18 protein-coding genes are annotated in these 17,796 nt (G+C 62.9%); 8 read left to right on the forward strand and 10 right to left on the reverse strand.

The annotated features are described in order from the left end of the window. Positions 1–61: 61 nt before the first annotated feature. The gene (locus CBB63_RS02105; protein WP_286697960.1) at positions 62–2,035 is read left to right on the forward strand and encodes a lytic transglycosylase domain-containing protein; all 1,974 of its coding nucleotides are present in this window, start codon (positions 62–64) and stop codon (positions 2,033–2,035) included. Here the strand turns inward: CBB63_RS02105 and CBB63_RS02110 are convergent. Next, positions 1,991–2,899: a DMT family transporter gene (locus tag CBB63_RS02110; RefSeq protein ID WP_286697961.1), complete on the reverse strand. Its 909-nt coding sequence runs from the start codon at positions 2,897–2,899 to the stop codon at positions 1,991–1,993. The genes CBB63_RS02105 and CBB63_RS02110 overlap by 45 nt on opposite strands. Further along, positions 2,896–3,567: a tRNA (5-methylaminomethyl-2-thiouridine)(34)-methyltransferase MnmC2 gene (gene mnmC2 / locus CBB63_RS02115; RefSeq protein WP_037943053.1), complete on the reverse strand. Its 672-nt coding sequence runs from the start codon at positions 3,565–3,567 to the stop codon at positions 2,896–2,898. The genes CBB63_RS02110 and mnmC2 overlap by 4 nt, the downstream gene beginning before the upstream one ends. A gap of 59 nt (positions 3,568–3,626) precedes the next feature. Between mnmC2 and CBB63_RS02120 the strand changes: the two genes are divergently transcribed. Continuing rightward, positions 3,627–4,658: an NAD(P)/FAD-dependent oxidoreductase gene (locus CBB63_RS02120; RefSeq protein WP_286697962.1), complete on the forward strand. Its 1,032-nt coding sequence runs from the start codon at positions 3,627–3,629 to the stop codon at positions 4,656–4,658. Between the two features lie 95 nt (positions 4,659–4,753). Here the strand turns inward: CBB63_RS02120 and CBB63_RS02125 are convergent, their stop codons facing one another. Both CBB63_RS02125 and CBB63_RS02130 read right to left on the reverse strand, forming a co-directional pair. Further along, the gene (locus CBB63_RS02125) at positions 4,754–5,422 is read right to left on the reverse strand and encodes a YiaD family glycine zipper/OmpA-like lipoprotein (protein ID WP_286697963.1); all 669 of its coding nucleotides are present in this window, start codon (positions 5,420–5,422) and stop codon (positions 4,754–4,756) included. A 126-nt stretch (positions 5,423–5,548) separates the two neighbouring features. Then, complete coding sequence (locus CBB63_RS02130) at positions 5,549–6,445, reverse strand: methylated-DNA--[protein]-cysteine S-methyltransferase (RefSeq protein ID WP_286697964.1); 897 nt, start codon at positions 6,443–6,445, stop codon at positions 5,549–5,551. A 140-nt stretch (positions 6,446–6,585) separates the two neighbouring features. On the opposite strand from CBB63_RS02130, the gene nth reads away from it, so the two are divergent. The 3 genes from nth (at position 6,586) to CBB63_RS02145 (ending at position 8,806) form a co-directional block, all read left to right on the forward strand. Beyond that, positions 6,586–7,230, forward strand: coding sequence for an endonuclease III (gene nth / locus CBB63_RS02135; protein WP_286697965.1), 645 nt, complete (start codon positions 6,586–6,588; stop codon positions 7,228–7,230). After that, on the forward strand, positions 7,227–8,216 hold the full coding sequence (locus CBB63_RS02140; protein WP_286697966.1) for an adenosine kinase: 990 nt from the start codon (positions 7,227–7,229) through the stop codon (positions 8,214–8,216). The genes nth and CBB63_RS02140 overlap by 4 nt, the downstream gene beginning before the upstream one ends. After that, entirely contained in the window at positions 8,216–8,806 is a 591-nt protein-coding gene (locus CBB63_RS02145; RefSeq protein WP_286697967.1) for a GNAT family N-acetyltransferase, read from the forward strand. Before CBB63_RS02140 ends, CBB63_RS02145 begins: the two co-directional genes overlap by 1 nt. Positions 8,807–8,818: 12 nt before the next feature. Here the strand turns inward: CBB63_RS02145 and purU are convergent, their stop codons facing one another. After that, the gene (purU, locus tag CBB63_RS02150; protein ID WP_286697968.1) at positions 8,819–9,703 is read right to left on the reverse strand and encodes a formyltetrahydrofolate deformylase; all 885 of its coding nucleotides are present in this window, start codon (positions 9,701–9,703) and stop codon (positions 8,819–8,821) included. A gap of 211 nt (positions 9,704–9,914) precedes the next feature. Next, on the reverse strand, positions 9,915–10,406 hold the full coding sequence (locus CBB63_RS02155; RefSeq protein ID WP_009825889.1) for an RNA pyrophosphohydrolase: 492 nt from the start codon (positions 10,404–10,406) through the stop codon (positions 9,915–9,917). Between the two features lie 167 nt (positions 10,407–10,573). Between CBB63_RS02155 and CBB63_RS02160 the strand changes: the two genes are divergently transcribed. The 3 genes from CBB63_RS02160 to CBB63_RS02170 all read left to right on the forward strand — a co-directional run bounded on the left by CBB63_RS02160 (position 10,574) and on the right by CBB63_RS02170 (position 14,719). Beyond that, complete coding sequence (locus CBB63_RS02160; RefSeq protein WP_286697969.1) at positions 10,574–12,601, forward strand: NADPH-dependent 2,4-dienoyl-CoA reductase; 2,028 nt, start codon at positions 10,574–10,576, stop codon at positions 12,599–12,601. A gap of 134 nt (positions 12,602–12,735) precedes the next feature. Then, a complete protein-coding gene (locus tag CBB63_RS02165) occupies positions 12,736–13,755 on the forward strand; it encodes a zinc transporter ZntB (RefSeq protein ID WP_502695845.1) in 1,020 nt (339 codons plus the stop codon). A gap of 58 nt (positions 13,756–13,813) precedes the next feature. Then, positions 13,814–14,719 carry a LysR family transcriptional regulator gene (locus CBB63_RS02170; protein WP_286697971.1) on the forward strand — a complete coding sequence of 302 codons (906 nt, stop codon included), beginning with the start codon at positions 13,814–13,816 and terminating at the stop codon, positions 14,717–14,719. Positions 14,720–14,780: 61 nt separating this feature from the next. Here the strand turns inward: CBB63_RS02170 and CBB63_RS02175 are convergent, their stop codons facing one another. The 4 genes from CBB63_RS02175 to CBB63_RS02190 are packed head-to-tail and all read right to left on the reverse strand — an operon-like array spanning position 14,781 to position 17,769. Continuing rightward, positions 14,781–15,764, reverse strand: coding sequence for an OmpA family protein (locus tag CBB63_RS02175; RefSeq protein WP_286697972.1), 984 nt, complete (start codon positions 15,762–15,764; stop codon positions 14,781–14,783). Continuing rightward, positions 15,761–16,330 carry a peroxidase-related enzyme gene (locus tag CBB63_RS02180; protein WP_009825885.1) on the reverse strand — a complete coding sequence of 190 codons (570 nt, stop codon included), beginning with the start codon at positions 16,328–16,330 and terminating at the stop codon, positions 15,761–15,763. The genes CBB63_RS02175 and CBB63_RS02180 overlap by 4 nt, the downstream gene beginning before the upstream one ends. Positions 16,331–16,342: 12 nt before the next feature. Further along, a complete protein-coding gene (locus CBB63_RS02185) occupies positions 16,343–17,053 on the reverse strand; it encodes a GNAT family N-acetyltransferase (RefSeq protein WP_237278212.1) in 711 nt (236 codons plus the stop codon). Further along, positions 17,050–17,769, reverse strand: coding sequence for a competence/damage-inducible protein A (locus CBB63_RS02190; RefSeq protein ID WP_286697973.1), 720 nt, complete (start codon positions 17,767–17,769; stop codon positions 17,050–17,052). The genes CBB63_RS02185 and CBB63_RS02190 overlap by 4 nt, the downstream gene beginning before the upstream one ends. Between the last annotated feature and the right edge of the window lie 27 nt (positions 17,770–17,796).

Genomic DNA, 17,796 nt, shown 5'->3' on the forward strand with positions numbered 1-17,796 from the left:
TGAGTTGAAACCCCCGCGCCGCGCNGTATGTTGCAAGGCTGTAGCCTTTGACCAGTAGGAAATGCAAGTGATGAGACGCGCCTTGGCGACGCTGACGATGGTTTTTGCCCTCGCCCTTCCGGCCCANGCCGAAAGGCCGCGTCCGCTGGGATGGGCGATGGACGCCATGCGCGCGGGCAGCTGGGANAATGCCGCCCTGATNGCGCGCCGTGACGGGGCCGTTGCGGTNGATGTGATNGAATGGCACCGCCTGCGCGCCGGANGGGGCACCTATGCCGAGGTGACAGATTTCCTTNNCCGCCGCCCTGATTGGCCGGGNGAGGCCTATCTGCGCAGACAGTCCGAAGAGGCCGTGATCCGCGAGGGTGACAAGGCGATACTGGATTTCTTTACCGGTCAGGGCCCGCAGACGCCCGAGGGTGTGCTGGCCCATGCCGCAGCGCTGCTGCGTGCGGATCGTCTGGGCGAGGCACAGGCGCGGCTGGTGCTGGCGTGGCGTACCCTGCCCATGAGCGGGAACGATCAGGCAAAGTTCATTGACGCGCATGGGCCTTTGCTGAAACCGCACCACGCCGCCCGTCTGGACGAGATGCTATGGCAACGGGAACACGCCGAAGCCCGCCAGATGTTCGATCTGGTCAGTGATGCCGACAAGGCGCTGGCCGAAACCCGCATCGCCTTGCAAAATCTGGACGGCGACGTAAACGCCCTGATCGACGCGCTGCCCGCCAGCAAGGCCGGTGATCCGGGGCTACAGGCCGACCGCTTCGAATGGCGCATCCGCAAAGGCTACGGCGACAGCGCCAAGGATCTGATGCTGTCGCAATCGGTCAGCGCTGCGGCCCTTGGTCAGCCCGCCGCATGGGCCAACCGCCGCCGCGCGCTGGCGCGGGATGAAATGCGCAATGGCGATCCGGCGCGGGCCTATCAGATGGCGTCGAAACACTTCCTGTCCGAAGGGTCACATTTCGCGGACCTTGAATGGCTGTCGGGCTATATCGCGCTGCGGTTTCTCAAAGACCCCAAGCTGGCGCTTGGTCACTTTCAGGCCCATGACGGCGCGGTAGAATCCCCCATCAGCCAAGGGCGCGCGGGCTATTGGCAGGGCCGCGCGTATCAGGCCATGGGCGATGCCGAGGGCGCGGCCAAAGCCTATGCCCAAGGCGCGAAGTTCCAATCCTCTTTCTACGGTCTGCTTGCGGCAGAGCGGGGCAATCTGCCGTTCGACACAAGCCTTGCAGGCGCGCCCCCTGAACAGGACTGGCGCACATCGGCGCTGGCACAGGCACCGCTATTTCAGGCGGGGCTGTTGCTGCAAGCCTCGGGCGAGCTGTCGACCGCCGAACGGTTCTGGACCCATCTGGCAGAGCAGCTGATCACCGAAGACGCTGCCCTTCTGGGACAGGCCGCGATTGACGTGGGCCAGCCGCATCTGGCCGTGATGATCGGCAAACGTGTGGCGCAACGGGGCATCACCATCGCCGGCCCCTATTACGCGCTGCATGATGCGATCAAGCTGGACCTGAACATGGCCCCCGAGATGGTGCTGGCCATCGCCCGCCGCGAAAGCGAATTCGATCCCGTGGTNCANAGCCATGTGGGCGCACGCGGTCTGATGCAGCTGATGCCCGCCACGGCCAAGGATGTCGCGCGCGATCTGGAGATCAGCGCGCTGCACACCACCGACCGGCTGACCGCCGACCCNGAATACAACGCTTTGCTGGGGTCCGAATACCTGTCGCAGATGGCNGGCCGGTTTAACGGGAATGTGGTCATGGTCTCGGCCGCGTATAACGCGGGNCCCTCGCGTCCGACGCGCTGGATGGACACCTANGGCGACCCGCGCGAGGGCGACATNGATATCGTCGACTGGATAGAGATGATCCCTTTCCGCGAGACGCAGAACTATGTGATGCGGGTGACCGAAAGCCTGCCCGTTTACCGNGCGCGCATGGGCAAAGACCCCCTGCCCCAACCCTTTACCGAGGAACTAACGGGCACGACCCTTCTGCCGTTCGCGCCAAAAGGTGAATAGCCCCGCCGCGACGATCAGCGCCGCCCCGATGGCGACATTGGGGCGCACGGTTTCGCCAAAGGCGCTGATGCCGATGATCGCGGCAAAGACCAGTTGCAAATAGGCAAAGGGCTGCACCGCGCTCGCCTCGGCCACTTCGTAGCAGCGGATCAACAGCCAGTGGCCCGTGACACCGGTGATGCACAGGCACCCCATGATCAGCCAGTCGCTGGCGATCATCGGCTCCCAATACCACAGCCCCGTGGCTGTCATCGCCACTGACCCNGTGACGCCGGTCCAGAAAAAGCTGGTGGCGGTCTTGTCCTTGCGCCCGACATAGCGGGTCAGCAGCCCGTAGACCGCGAACATCGCGGCCGCCACCAGCGGGATCACGGCGGCGGGGTCAAAGACGCTCATCCCCGGCTGCAGAATGATCAACACCCCGATAAAGCCGACCCCGATCGCCGCCCATCTGCGCCAGCCGACACTNTCCCCCAGNACNGGGCCGGACAGGGCGGCNACCAGCANCGGATAACAGGTAAAGACCGCNTGGCTTTCCACAAGGCCAAGGATCGTAAAGGCGACGATCATCACGCAGATCTCGGCCGCAAGCAGCAGCCCGCGGAATATCTGGAGCACCGGCTGGCTGGTCCGCGCCGCCGCCCGCAACCCGCCCGCATGGCGCTTGGCCAGCGCGATCACAAAGGCCGCGAAGAACCAGTAGCGGATCATCACCACCATCATCACGTTGTATTCTGACGCCAGATGCCGCGACAGCCCGTCCTGCACCGCAAACACAAAGGTCGTGATCACCATCAAGGTGATACCAAGCGGGATATTGTTCGACTGCGCCGCAGCCGCCGCGCGGTTGGTGGCCATGCTCATACGCGCACAGCCCGCGTCATGTGCCGCTTGCGTCCATAGCCGGTCGTGCGCTCAACCGCGAAGCCCGCGCTTTCCAGCGCGCGACGGACCGCGCCAGCGGCGGTATAGGTCGCGGCCGTGCCAAACGGTGCCGTGTGCCGTGCTACATCGTGCAGCAGCTCCGGCTCCCACAACTCGGGGTTTTTGGCGGGGGAAAACCCGTCAAGAAACCACGCATCCGCCAGCCCGTCCCACGCGGGCACCGCACGTCGCGCATCGCCGATCACTACGGTCAGCACCACATCGCCAAAGCGCATCTCTCCACCCTCGGGCGACCAGGCGTCCAGCAGCGCGTCGCGCTTGCCGTCGAAGTCAGGAAAGGACCGATGCGCTTGGGCCATATCCTCGGACGACATCGGAAAGGCTTCGAACGAGGTGAAATGCAGCGTGCCCTTCGCGCCGTGCCGCGCCCACGCGTCCCAAGCCACGAGAAAGTTCAGCCCCGTGCCGAACCCCAACTCTCCGATGCGGAACCCGTCGCGGAAGCGGTTGGTCAGGTCATTCCCGTCGATAAAGACATGCTGCGTTTCCTCTACCCCGTTATCAAGGCTGAAGTACGGGTCGTCGAACTTGGAGGACACGGGCACACCGCTGTCTTTCCATTCGATATCAGCTGTCTGGTTCTCCATGGGATGGCCTTGTGCTATGGGCGTTGCCGAACACTGCGCAAAAAGGGCAAGGATTGGCAATGGCCGAAATCACGATACGCGGCGCGGGGATATTCGGGCTATCGGTGGCATGGGCCTGCGTGCAACGCAGCGCGACGGTGCAAGTGATCGACCCGAATGGGCCCGCCGCAGGCAGCAGCGGCGGTATCGTCGGCGCGCTGGCCCCACATGTGCCTGAAAACTGGAACGCCAAGAAAGCCTTTCAACGCGACAGCCTGCTGATGGCCGAAGGGTTCTGGCAAGAGGTTGANCAGGCNGGNGGNGGNAACGCGGGCTATGCCCGCAAGGGGCGCCTNCAACCCGTNGCCGATGACGCGGCATTGGCACTGGCACAGCAGCGGGCCGAAACNGCCAAGGCGCTGTGGCAGGGTCAGGCCACATGGTCCGTGATCCGCGCGAGTGANACNCCNTGGCAGCCNGACAGCCCCACCGGCTGGCTGATCCACGACACGCTAAGCGGTCTGATCCANCCCCGCCACGCCTGCGACGCGCTGGTGCGGGCNCTGGCGGCCAAAGGCGTGACGGTGCAGGCGGAGGGCGAAGATCGCGGACAGGTNCTGTGGGCGACGGGCGTCGCGGGGCTGGCGCATATGACCGCCAATCATAGCCGTCTGGTCGGCGCAGGCGTCAAGGGTCAGGCCGCGCTGCTGGACTATGACGCGCGCGGCTTGCCACAGCTTTTCGCGGGCGGTGTGCATATCATCCCGCATAGCGACGGCACCACCGCCATCGGATCAACGACAGAGCGCGCNTATACCTCGCCCACCGAGACGGACGCGCAGCTTGATGACGTGATCGCCGCCGCACGCGCTGCNGTGCCCGTGTTGCNAGATGCGCCGGTGATCACCCGCTGGGCCGGCGTGCGCCCGCGCAGCCGCAGCCGTGCCCCGATGCTGGGNCCCTTGCCCGNCGCTCCGGGGCAGTTCGTGGCCAATGGCGGGTTCAAGATCGGGTTCGGCATGGCCCCCAAAGTGGCCGAGGTCATGGCCGANCTGATGCTGGACGGGCGCGATACCATCCCNGANGGGTTCCGCGTCGAAGACAACCTCTAGCGCCGCGGCGGCCCGTCAGCCCCCNTANGGNACCNCTCAAACGCAAAAGGGCCCCGGCAGATGCCGAGGCCCTTTCACGTTCATGTCGCTAACGCTTAGGCAGCGTTTGGCAGGATCACGATTTCAACGCGGCGGTTTTGCGCTTTGCCCGCTGCGTTCAGGTTGCTTGCCACCGGCTGGCTTTCGCCACGGCCCACGGATTGGATGCGGCTGCCGGGAACGCCGTTCGACACCAGCACATTCGCNACGGCGCGCGCACGGCCTTCGGACAGCTGCTGGTTATAGGACGCTTCGCCATCGCTATCGGTGTGACCGACNATNTGNAGCGTGGAGTTGCTGTAGACGTTCACGTTCCGCGCCAGTGCGGCCAGATCGTTTTGCATACCGGCCTGAACCTGCGTGCTGTCTGTCGCGAACAGGATGTCCTGCGGCAGGGTCACGATCAGGCGGTCACCTGTGTTGGTGATGATCACGTCGGAATCCAGCTGACGGCGCAGGTCGGCCTCTTGCTTGTCCAGCGAATAGCCATAGCCAGCACCCAATGCACCGCCAGCGACCGCACCGGCCAAGGCACCTTGCGCACGGTTGCCGTCGCCTTTGGACAGCGCACCGATCACAGCACCGGTACCTGCACCGATCAGCGCACCGTTACGAGTGTTGGCGTTCGGGTCGTTGGGGTTGCCNCCAATCGGACCGGGTTCACAAGCAGCCAGCGCCAGAACGCTTGTCAGAGCTACAGCAATGGAGGTTTTCGAAAGTGTCATATCTTATTCTGCCTTTAAGTTGTGGCCCCGTTCGGGCGAGGCAATCGTCACATAACGCTTTACACCAGCCTTTGTTCCCGTTGAACCGGCAGCTTCAAACCCATAGGCAGCANCCCGCCGATGNCCTCANGCGTCGACGCGGGCGGATTCAAAGGCCAGCATGGCGCGTTTGACCGGCAGCCCCCAGTGATACCCCCCTAACCCACCGGATTTGCGCAGGGCGCGATGGCAGGGGATCAACCAGCTGATCGGGTTACGCCCCACCGCCGTGCCCACAGCGCGGACCGCTTTGGGCGTGCCGATGGTCTGGGCGATCTCGGAATAGGTGGTCACATGACCCGACGGGATCGCCAGCAAAGCCTCCCACACCTTGATCTGGAAGGGCGCGCCGATCAGATACATCGGGGCTTTGTCGGTCCCGTCTCCCTGTAGNCCAAAGGCAATCTGCACCCAGTCGCGCAGCACCGCCGGATCCTCGCGGAATGTCGCNCCCGGCCAGCGACGGCACAAATCCTCCATCGCGGCACCGGTGCCCATCTCGGCCGAGAAAGCCAGCCCGCAGATCCCCCGCGGCGTGCCCATAACCAGCGCCGGGCCAAAGGGGCTGTCGAACCACCCCCACGAGATCACAAGCCCGTCGCCCTTGCGGGCGAAATCGCCGGGGCTCATGGCTTCCCACCGCAGGAACATGTCGTGCAGCCGGCCAGAGCCGGACAACCCCAGCTCGTGCGCCGTGTCGAGCGTGGTAAAGCGGTCGCGCAGCAGCGATTTGGCGTGATCCAGCATCAGGTATTGCTGATAGCGTTTCGGCGACACCCCCACCCACTGCGAGAAGAGCCGCTGGAAATGCGCCGGGCTCATCCCCATTTCNCCCGCGATCTGATCCAGCGCCAGCGGGTCNGCGGCGGCATCGATCAGATCAATCGCCCGCCGCATCACACCGTAGTGATAGGCGCTGCCGTCTGCNGTGGCGGCATCTTCGGGGGCGGTNGTTTGGNGCGNGTGCTGTGGTNCATGTGTCATAGGGGCAGACTACGGCAGGCCCCGCCCCCGCGCGACCCGAAACATGCGCCAAATGACGCAGCCCCCTGCCGCAGCGACGCCCGTAAAATCCGCCGCGCGCGGCTTGCCCTGAGAGGCGAAACCACGCATACCCTTGGCGCATGGCCAAAACCCTTGATTANCACACGATCCGCGAGATTTTCACCCGCTTTCAGGACGCCGAGGCGGAACCGAAAGGCGAGCTGGATCACACCAACGTCTATACGTTGCTGGTCGCTGTCGCGCTGAGCGCGCAGGCCACGGATGCGGGGGTAAACAAGGCCACCAAATCCCTGTTCGAGATTGTCGAGCACCCGCAGCAGATGCTGGACCTCGGGCTGGAGGGGCTGACCGAACATATCAAGACGATCGGCCTGTTCCGCCAGAAGGCCAAGAACGTGATGAAGCTGAGCCAGATTCTGGTGGATGACTATGACGGGGTCGTGCCCAACAGCCGCGCGGCGCTGCAATCNTTGCCCGGCGTGGGCCGCAAGACNGCGAATGTTGTNCTGAANATGTGGTGGCANTATCCGGCGCAGGCGGTGGACACGCATATCTTTCGCGTCGGCAATCGCACNCGCATCGCCCCCGGCAAAACCGTCGATGCCGTAGAACGCGCGATCGAGGATAATATCCCCGTTGATTTCCAACACCATGCCCACCACTGGATGATCCTGCACGGGCGATACCATTGCAAAGCACGCAAACCCCTATGCAGAACCTGCATCATCCGTGACCTTTGCCCCTATGAGGAAAAAACCGAATGACCCAATACGAAGTGGTTGGCATCGGCAACGCTGTTGTCGATGTGATCTCGCATGCGGATGACGCGTTTCTGCAAGATAACGGCATCGAAAAAGGCATTATGCAGCTGATCGAGCGTGACCGCGCCGAAAACCTGTATGCGACAATGCAAGACCGTCTTCAGACCCCCGGCGGGTCGGTCGCCAATACCATTGCGGGCATCGGCGCGCTTGGCTTGCCCACGGCCTTTATCGGGCGGGTGAATGACGATGATCTGGGGCAGTTCTATGCCAANGCGATGACAGACATCGGCATTGATTTTGTCAACGCGCCTGTGACCGGGGGCGAGAACCCGACCTCGCGCTGCATGATCTTTGTGACCCCGGANGGGGAACGCTCTTTGAACACCTATCTTGGGATCTCCACGGGGCTTACCTNGGACGACGTTCCGCAGGCGGTGGCCTCCAGCGNCAAGCTGATGTTCCTCGAAGGCTACCTTTTTGACCACGACGCCGGCAAAACCGCCTTCCGCGAAGCGGCGCGCGCGGCGACGGCGGGCGGNGGCATGGCGGGGATCGCGATTTCCGACCCCTTCTGCGTGGAACGCCACCGGGATGACTTCCTCGCGCTGATCGAAAACGATCTGGGTTACGTCATCGGCAACGAGGCCGAGATCCGCGCCCTGTGGGAAACCGACGATCTGGAAGACGCGCTGACCCGCACGGCGGCGATCTGTGACACGGTCGTCTGCACCCGTTCCGGCGACGGCGTGACGCTGATCCGCAAGGGCGAACGTGTCGACGTGCCCGTGACCAAGGTGACCCCCGTGGATGCCACAGGCGCCGGCGATCAATTCGCGGCGGGGTTCCTCTATGGCATGGCCACGGGTCGCGACCTCGAGACATGCGGCAAGATGGGCAACATCTGCGCAGCCGAGGTNATCAGCCACATCGGCCCGCGCCCGCAGACCTCGATGATGGATCTGTTCAAGGAAAAAGGGCTGGTCTGATGCTGACCGACGGATATCACGACGTACCGCTTGGCAAGCTGGCGATGGTTGTCACACATCTTGAGATGCGCGAGGCCGCCCCCCTGCGNGATGTCCCCGCCCCCGAGGGNGTNACCNTGCGCGCNNTGACCCCGACACTGGACTGGTACCGTGATATCTTTCGGCGGGTCGGACAGGATTGGCTGTGGTTCGGNCGGCTCACAAAAACCGACGCCGAATTGCAGGCGCTGTTGTCGGATGCGGACACGCAGTTTTTCACGCTGACNAANGATGGTCGCGACGAGGCGCTGCTCGAGCTCAAGTTCACGGCTGATGGCACGTGCGAGCTGGCCTATTTCGGACTGACGCCCGCGCTGATCGGNTCGGGTGCCGGGCGCTANCTGATGAACCACGCGATCCGCACGGCTTGGGCGCGGCCGATCTCGCGGTTTCATCTACATACCTGCACGCTCGACAGTCCGCAGGCGCTGTCCTTTTACATCCGCAGCGGGTTTACCCCGTTCAAGCGGCAGGTCGAGGTCGCGGATGATCCGCGGCTGATCGATCTGNTGGACAAGGACGCAGGGGCGCATGTGCCGACCATCGGCTAGCGCCCCCGTGGCTCACCCCATCCGTTCAGAGGCGTAAGACCCCGGCGAGGCAGGGAAGACCACCGTCTTGTTGCCATTCACAAACACGCGCCGGTGGATATGCGCGTGAATGGCCCGCGCCAATACCTGACTTTCGACATCCCGCCCGAGCGAGACATAGTCTTCGGCGGATTGCGCATGGGTGACGCGCACGATGTCCTGTTCGATGATCGGCCCTTCATCCAGATCGGCGGTCACGTAATGCGATGTNGCCCCGATCAGCTTGACCCCGCGCTGGAACGCTTGCTTATACGGGTTCGCCCCCTTGAAGCTGGGCAGGAAAGAATGGTGGATATTGATGATCCGCCCCGACATCTTCTGGCACATCTCGTCCGACAGGATCTGCATGTAGCGCGCCAGCACNANCAGCTCGGCCCCCGCGTCTTCGACCACAGCCATGATCCGCGCCTCGGCGTCGGCTTTGTTTTCCGGCGTGACCTTGATGCAGTGGAACGGAATGTCGTTGTTCACGACGACCTTTTGATAGTCCATATGGTTGGACACCACCGCGACAATATCGATCGGCAACGCGCCAATACGCCAGCGGTACAGCAAATCGTTCAGACAATGCCCGAAGCGCGAAACCATGATGACGACCTTCATCTTCACCGCCTCGTCGTGGAACTCATAGGCCATGTCAAAGGGCCGCGCCGCATCGGCAAAGCCGTCTGACAGGGTCGCCAGATCAACCTCGGCTTCGCTTTCAAAGCTGACGCGCATGAAGAAACCGCCGGTTTCCTTATCGTCGAACTGCGCACTGTCCGAGATGTTGCAGCCTTGATCGGCCAGATAATTCGCAATCGCCGCGACAACCCCGCGCGCAGAGGGGCAGGTCACGGTCAGGGCATATGTCTTCATCGGGATTTTTCCTGTGGCAAAGCGGTCCGACGTCGCGCGCCGATAGCCACCTGTTTCCTATCCGCCCCCGCCCCGTCAAGTTCGCGACGGCCGAAAAAGACACGCGACGCCCGCGCGGCCGGTCAAATCAGCACAATCGGTTTCCGATCATGCACATTGGCCCATATCCGCTATGCAATCGGGCAGACGGTGAACGCGGCCCGCCCCTTTGTCAGGCGTCGGCGAAATGGCTCACAAAGGCGTTGACCACAGCGGTATAGACCTCGCGCTTGAACGGGACGATGTTGTCGACCAGTTCGCGCACCGGCAACCAGCGCCAGTCCGAGAATTCGGGGTGTTCGGTATCCAGGTTGATCTCGTCATCCGACCCGTGAAAGCGCAGCAGGAACCATTTCTGCTCTTGCCCGCGGAACCGGCCTTTCCAGATGTTGGGCACCAGTTCGATCGGCAGGTCATAGGGCAACCAGCCCTCGGTCTGTGCCACCACGGTGACAGAGCTTGGGGGGATGCCTGTCTCTTCCTCCAGTTCGCGCAGAGCGGCGACTTCGGCGTGTTCGCCCTTTTCGACGCCACCTTGCGGCATCTGCCATGCGTCCTGATCCCGGTCCCGACGTTGCCCGACAAACACATGCCCGTCGGCGTTGACCAGCATGACCCCGACACAGGGGCGATAGGGCAGTCGGGCGATTTCTTCTGGCGTCATATCGGGGGCCTTTCGCGGCAAGAGAAGTCATACCGCGGTTAGCACGAATCCCGCGCCCATGTATATTGGCTTACGCAGCGTTGTGCGTGACAGAACCGCAGGCTTGGGGTGAACTGCCGCACAGAACGGTCCAGTACCCTACATTCAGCCCTCGAAAGGTTTGCCAAATGTCCGACTATCCGCACCTGCTTGCCCCGCTTGATCTGGGATTCACGACGTTGAAGAACCGCGTGTTGATGGGGTCTATGCACACCGGGCTTGAGGAAACACAGGACTGGAACCGCGTCGCCGAATTCTACGCCACCCGCGCGCGTGGCGATGTGGGGCTGATGGTGACAGGCGGCATCGGGCCGAACCCCGAAGGGTCGGTCGCGCATGGTGCCGCGATGATGCTGTCGCAAAAGGACGTGGACAACCACAGTATCGTCACCGACCGCGTGCACGAAGCAGGCGGCAAGATCGCGATGCAGATCCTGCACGCCGGGCGCTATGCCTTCAGCCCCGATTGCGTGGCCCCGTCTGCGATCAAATCCCCCATTTCGATGTTTGCGCCGAAAGAGCTGGACGCGGAAGGCATCGAAAAGCAGATCAGCGATATCGCCGCCTGCGCCCTGCGTGCCAAACAGGCAGGCTATGACGGGGTAGAGGTGATGGGCTCCGAAGGGTATTTCCTGAACCAGTTCCTCGTCACCCACACCAACAAACGGACCGACGAATGGGGCGGGTCGTACGAGAACCGCATGAGGCTGCCCGTCGAGGTCGTGCGCCGCGTGCGCGAGGCCGTGGGCCCCGATTTCATCCTCATCTACCGTTTGTCGATGATCGACCTGATCCCCAACGGCTCAACCTTTGAAGAGGTCGTGCAGCTTGCCAAGGCGGTAGAGGCCGCAGGGGCCACGATCATCAACACCGGCATCGGCTGGCACGAGGCGCGCATCCCGACGATCCAGACCTCGGTGCCGCGCGCGGCCTTTGCATGGGTCACGAAAAAGCTGATGGGTCAGGTGAGCATCCCGCTGATCACCTCCAACCGGATCAACACGCCCGAGGTCGCCGAAGAGGTGCTGGTGGACGGCTGCGCCGACATGGTGTCGATGGCGCGGCCCATGCTGGCCGATGCCGATTTCGTCGCCAAGGCCGCCGCCGGAAAATCGGCCGAGATCGCGCCTTGTATCGCCTGCAACCAAGCCTGTCTGGACCATACCTTTGGCGGCAAAATCTCGAGCTGTCTGGTCAACCCGCGCGCCTGCTACGAGACTGAACTGCGCGTCGATCCTGTTGACGCGGCCAAGACAATCGCCGTGGTGGGCGCGGGCCCTGCGGGGCTCTCTGCCGCCATCACCGCGGCAGAGCGCGGCCATAAGGTCACCGTCTTTGACCGCGCAGCCGAGATCGGCGGCCAGTTGAACCTTGCCAAGCAGGTCGCCGGCAAAGAAGAGTTCTGGGGCCTCGTCGATTGGTATCGGGCGATGGTCAAGAAATACGACGTCACCGTGAAGCTAAACACCGAAGTCTCGGCCAATGATCTGGGCGAGTATGACGAGGTGATTATCGCCACCGGCGTTATCCCCCGCGACCCGCAAATCCCCGGTCAGGACGCGGGCAATGTGGTCAGCTATATCGACATCCTAAACGGCACCGTCACCGCTGGTCAGCGTGTCGCTGTCATCGGCGCGGGCGGCATCGGTTTCGATGTGTCTGAACATCTGGTGCATGACGGGGACAGCACCACCACCAACCTGCCCGAATGGATGAAGGAATGGGGCGTCACCGACCCCGCCGATCACCGCTCTGGCCTCGCGCCCGAAGGGCCGCAGCCGCACGCCCCCGCGCGCGAAGTTACCATGCTGCAGCGCAAGACCACCAAGGTCGGCAAGGGCTTGGGAAAGACGACCGGCTGGATCCACCGCGCGTCCCTGACCATGAAGAACGTGCAGATGATCGCGGGCGTCAACTACGAGAAGATCGACGCAGAGGGCCTGCACATCAGCTTTGGCGAAGCGCGTGAAAAGCCGCAGGTGATCGCGGCGGATACGATCGTGCTTTGTGCCGGTCAGCTGTCGGACCGGTCGCTGGCCGACGCGCTAGAGGTCAAGGGCATCCCGTGCCATGTTATCGGCGGCGCGGATGTCGCGGCTGAACTGGATGCGAAACGCGCGATTGACCAAGGCACCCGTCTGGCCGCTGCGCTGTAAGGTATGTCGACCAAAACGGGGCAGGCTGTCGTGGCCTGCCCCGTCTTTCGCCCGCGCCACAAGGGCAGCGCATCTTGCGCCTCCGCGCCGGTCTGTCAAAATGCCCGGATCAATAGATGTTTCAGGGTGTGGCCATGCCGATTTGCGTTTTCGATATCTTTGCCGATGGCACGACCCAAGTGCCCACCGACACGCATCTTACGGGGCCGGGCATCTACCGCTGGTGGCACTTTGATCTGGCCGACCCGATGCTTGAACCCTGGGTCCGCGAACACTTGCACGAAATCCCCGCCGGATCGCTGATCCAGAAACAGACCCGCCCGCGCTGTGACCGCTTTGAAGGCGGGCTGATCTTGAACCTTCGGGGCATCAATATGAACGAGGGGCAGGATGCCGATGAAATGGTATCGGTACGGATGTATGTGGATTCCGACCTGCTGATCACCGTGCGCCGCAAGAAGGTCTTTGCCATCGACGCGATCCGCCGCGAGGCCGAAGCGCAAAAGGCCCCTCCCAGCCCTGCCGAGTTCCTCGAAGCGCTCGTGGGTCGCTTGACCCTGCGGGTGCAGGAACATGTTGCAACACTGGATGAACAGGCGGAGTTCTTCGAGGACGATCTAGAGGATAAGAACACCCCGATGCCGCATGAGCTGCCCGAAATCCGGCGCAGCGTGATCCGGCTGCGGCGCTATCTTGACCCCCAACGCGAGGCGCTGGCCAAGCTGGCCGCCTTTGATATTCCGCTGATCCCCGACGAAAGCCAGCTTGAGCTGCGCGANCAGGCCAACAGCGCGCTGATCGCGGTAGAAGAGCTGGACGAGCTGCGCGACCGGCTGGTGTCGGTTCAGGAAGAGCACGACGCCAATATCGCGCAGCGCCANGCGCGCCACGGCTATGTGCTGTCGGTCGCCGCGGCGATCTTTCTGCCGCTGGGGTTTCTGACNGGTCTGTTCGGCGTCAACGTNGCCGGGATGCCGGGGGTGGACCATCCTTGGGCGTTTACCATCCTCTGTCTNGGCATGGCGGGGCTGGCNCTGCTNATGTTTCTGGTCCTGAAACTGGTNCGCTGGATTTANCCACAGCACGGCGCGCCCTGTTTCCCCGCCGCGAACGATCCCTATAAATACCTCTCCACTGTCTCACCGCTGCCGTGATCCTGCCTGATTTGGCCGCCATACCCTTTTCAGACGCAGATGATGAAAGGGGACGGGTATGGACCGCCTGACAGAGATGGAAGCATTCGCCACGGTCGTGGACCAGGGTGGCTTTACCGATGCGGCCAAGAAGATGGGTATCTCCAAATCNGCCGTATCCAAACACGTATCCTCGCTTGAAGCGCGGCTTGGGGCGCGGTTGCTGAACCGCACGACCCGCCGNGTCAGNCCGACAGAGATCGGGCTTGCCTATTACGACCGNGCCCGNCGCGTGCTGAATGACGCGGGCGAAGCCGATGCGCTTGTNACCTCTATGCAATCCGCGCCCTCGGGCCTTTTGCGGATCTCGGTCGCGACNGACTTTGGCGTGAACCATCTGTCNCCCGCCCTGTCCGANTTNCTNGCCGATTTCCCCGATATCACCGTCAACATGGTGCTGAACAACCGCTACGTCGAACTGATCAGCGAAGGTTTCGATATGGCCGTCCGTATCGGAGAGCTGGAAGACAGCACCCTGCGGGCCCGCAAGCTAACCGAGACGACCAAACGCATGATCGCCTCNCCCGCCTATTTCGAGAAATACGGCCGCCCCGAAAAGATCGACGATCTGAACGATCACAAGCTGCTGCATTATTCCAACCAGTCCAGCGGCAATATGTGGAAGCTGACCTCGCCGTCGGGCGAAAAGCGTCAGGTGCGCACCGCTGGCTGGCTGTCGGTGAACGATGGGCAATCGCTGCTGAACGCCGCCATCTCTGGCCTTGGCATCGCCTACCTGCCGAGCTTTCTGTATGCCGACGCGATGGAAAAAGGGCTGGTCGAAGACGCGATCCCCGATCTCCCGCTCGAGACCCAAGGCATCTACGCCGTCTATCCTCCGGGCCGGTTCACCCAGCCCAAGGTGCGCGCCTTCATTGATTTTCTAGCCCATACCTTTGCCGAAAAAGGTCCAACGGACTGGTAACACGAGATCACCAACTGCCCTCGGTGAACTGAGCCCACATGTGGCTGCCCCCGCTCCCTTTTCAGGGATGCGGGGATTTTTCTGTTCGGGGTNAGGGCGCGGGTAAAAGCACGGCCTCGACCCGTCGATTGGCGTCGCGCCCCGCTTTGGTCTGGTTGGACGCGATTGGCGACAGATAGCCCATGCCCTGCGCCTCGATCCTGTCGCCCGCGATGCCATGCGCCGTGATCAGCCGCCGCCGNACCGCCGCCGCGCGGCTTCGCGACAGGGCAATATTGTTTTGCAGCCCGCCGACGCTATCGGTGTGGCCCACCAGAACAATCCGCAGATCGGGCTGGTCTTTCAGCACCGCCGCCAGATTGGCCAGCGCATCAAACTCCCCCTGCCCCAAGGCCGCGGTGCCGGTGCCGAAATCAAGCGCNGCCAGCACCACATGGCCGGTATTCTGCAACGCCGCAGCCATCTCTGACTGGCTTTGNGCGGGGGCATCGGGGGCCAAGGNCNGGGTGTCTTCCGCCNCCTCTGGCACCGACGGGCTGGACGCCTGGCCTTGCGCATCCGCCTCAACGATCTGCAGATAGGCAGAGGTATCGGTTGTGCTGACCAGAAGGGTCGCAACGGCGTCAGGTGATTGCAGCGACCCTTTGACGGCGGTGACAAACTGGTACTGGCGCAGATCGACATACATGTTCGGCGCGGGCAGTGTTTCGATCGCAAAGCGGAAATCGAAACCGCCGCAGACCTCGGCGCTGCAATCCAGCACGATCCTGTAGCCTGCGTCCTCTAGCTGGGTGCGCAGGGGCCGCATAATCTGTAGGGGCGTGAGGCCCGGAGCCTCTAACCGCCAGGCAGAGCGCGCAACCGCGCCTTCGATCTTGACGCTGGCAAAGCCGCCGTTCTCGAAGGCAGAGGTCGGGGCAAGGTAGCTGTCAGGGTCGGTATCGCGCGTCACGGTCTGCCGCGCAGCAGCGGGCAACGACAGATCCAGCGCATGGGCCGTGCCCGCCAGTAAAAGCCAGATCAGCCCGGCACGCCAGAGGATCATCTGAACTGCGCGTGGTAAGCGTCGTTCGGTTTCATTTCGGTCGCGCTGGCGACGCGGTTGGTCATATTGAAGAAACCCGTGACCGACGCGATGTCAAAGATGTCGCGGTCGGAAAAGCCCACATCGCGCAGCGCCTGCCGGTCCGCCTCGGTGGTTTTGGCGCTGGCGACGGTCAGATGTTCGGCAAAAGCCAGCATCGCCGTTTGCCGCGCATCCAGATCGGCGACACGCCAGTTCATCACCATCTGTTCCCCAAGGATCGGATTGCCCGACAGTTGCCGTACCGCCGCGCCATGGGCCGTCAGACAATAGTAGCATTTGTTTACCGACGACACGACGACCGCAATCATCTCGCGTTCCAGCTTTGAAAGGTTCGACGCGCCCAGCATCAGATCGTTGTACATCGCGGTAAAGGCGTTCAGCTTGTCGATGTCAAAGGCATAGGCCTGCAGCACATTCGGCACCATCCCCAGCTTTTCCTGACAGACATCAAAGTATTTCTGCGTGTCCTCGGGCAGCGGATCGACCATCGGCAGGTTCAGGGCAGTGGGGGCATCATGCGCCATGGGGCGGCTCCTTTAGTCAGGGGATTGACGGTAATGATAGTGCCCTACCAGATCAAAGCCCAGTCCTTGATACAGGCGGTTCGCGGCCGCGTTCGCCTTTGTGCAAAGAACCGCCACCTGCGTCGCCCCCTGCGCCTGCGCCCAGAAACCGGCGCTGCGCATCAGCCATTTGGCGACACCCTGCCCGCGCTGGTGTTCCAGCACCTCGACCGCATGGACCATGCATACGCCATCATGCAGCGCGGCAAAGGCGACGCCACCGGGCATCTCGTTCCAGCGGGTCAGGATCGCTGTTTTGGTCGCGGCGCGGTGCATCACGTTGATCCGTTCAGGGCCTACGCCGCCCTTGGCCCAAATCTCTGTCATGATGGCCAGCGGCTCCCATATCTGGAAAGCGGTCACCCGCGGCATCGGCACATCGGTCAGCTTGCCGACTGGCGCGATATAGACATTCACCGGATCGACGATGTCATACCCGCGCGCGGCCAGTTCTGTATCCAGCGTGTCGTCGCCGTCGCGGATCATGAAGATCGGGCGCTGGTTCATGGCGTGCATCGCGGCCTCGGCCTGACCGATATCCGCATTTGGTTCGGCCATCGTCGCGGCAGAGACGCGTTTGCCCCCGCCCTGCCCGTCCCGCAGGGTCCAGCCGGTTTCGGTCCAGATTTTCGCGGCGGGCCATGTGTGGTCGATGACCTGATAAAGCTGCGCCAGATCGGTCACGGGAACACCTGCGCGAGCTTTGCCATCGCCGCGTCGACCTCGGCCTGATCATTGCCACGGATCACGATATGCGCGCCGTATTTGCCGTCTTTCTGGAAGGGGTAGGACCCGATAGAGAGGTTGGGATAGCTATGCGCCAACTCTCCCAACGGTCCGGCGATGTCGCCCTCTCCGCGTTCGATGCGATGGGTGGCGCTGATCAGGGGGGCCCCACCGGTCAGGGTTGGCAGAACGCTGGCGACCATCGCCTCGAACACGGCGGGGACGCCGGCCATGACATAGACGTTTTCCAGCTTGAACCCCGGTGCCGCCGACACCGGATTGTCGATCAGCGTGGCATCATCGGGGATACGCGCCATGCGCAGACGGGCGGTGTTCAGCTCTGTCGCGCTTTTGGCGTAGTGGTCGGCCAGAATGCTGCGGGCATCCTCGCGCACGTCGATATGCTTGTTAAAGGCCGCGGCGATGCACTCGGCGGTGATATCATCATGGGTCGGCCCGATACCGCCACTGGTGAACACGCTGTCATAGACGCGCGACAGTTCCTGCACGGCGGCAATGATCGTGCCGTTTTCATCCCCCACCACACGGACTTCTTTCAGGTCGATCCCGACGCTGGTCAACTGCCCCGCCAAATGGTGCATGTTTGAATCGCGGGTGCGCCCCGACAGGATCTCATCGCCGATGACGATCATCGCAGCAGTGGGGTTAGGCATGGCTGTCTCCTTGAGGGGCCGTTGATT

The sequence above is a fragment of the Sulfitobacter sp. TMED3 genome (assembly GCF_002167505.1).
Classification (GTDB): domain Bacteria; phylum Pseudomonadota; class Alphaproteobacteria; order Rhodobacterales; family Rhodobacteraceae; genus Sulfitobacter; species Sulfitobacter pontiacus.

Bases quoted from the DNA above. Each gene is read 5' to 3' on its own strand.
- CBB63_RS02155 (WP_009825889.1), bottom strand. From the start codon at position 10,406: ATGACGCCAGAAGAAATCGCCCGACTGCCCTATCGCCCCTGTGTCGGG.
- mnmC2 (WP_037943053.1), bottom strand. From the start codon at position 3,567: ATGGAGAACCAGACAGCTGATATCGAATGGAAAGACAGCGGTGTGCCC.
- CBB63_RS02160 (WP_286697969.1), top strand. From the start codon at position 10,574: ATGTCCGACTATCCGCACCTGCTTGCCCCGCTTGATCTGGGATTCACG.
- CBB63_RS02180 (WP_009825885.1), bottom strand. From the start codon at position 16,330: ATGGCGCATGATGCCCCCACTGCCCTGAACCTGCCGATGGTCGATCCG.
- CBB63_RS02190 (WP_286697973.1), bottom strand. From the start codon at position 17,769: ATGCCTAACCCCACTGCTGCGATGATCGTCATCGGCGATGAGATCCTG.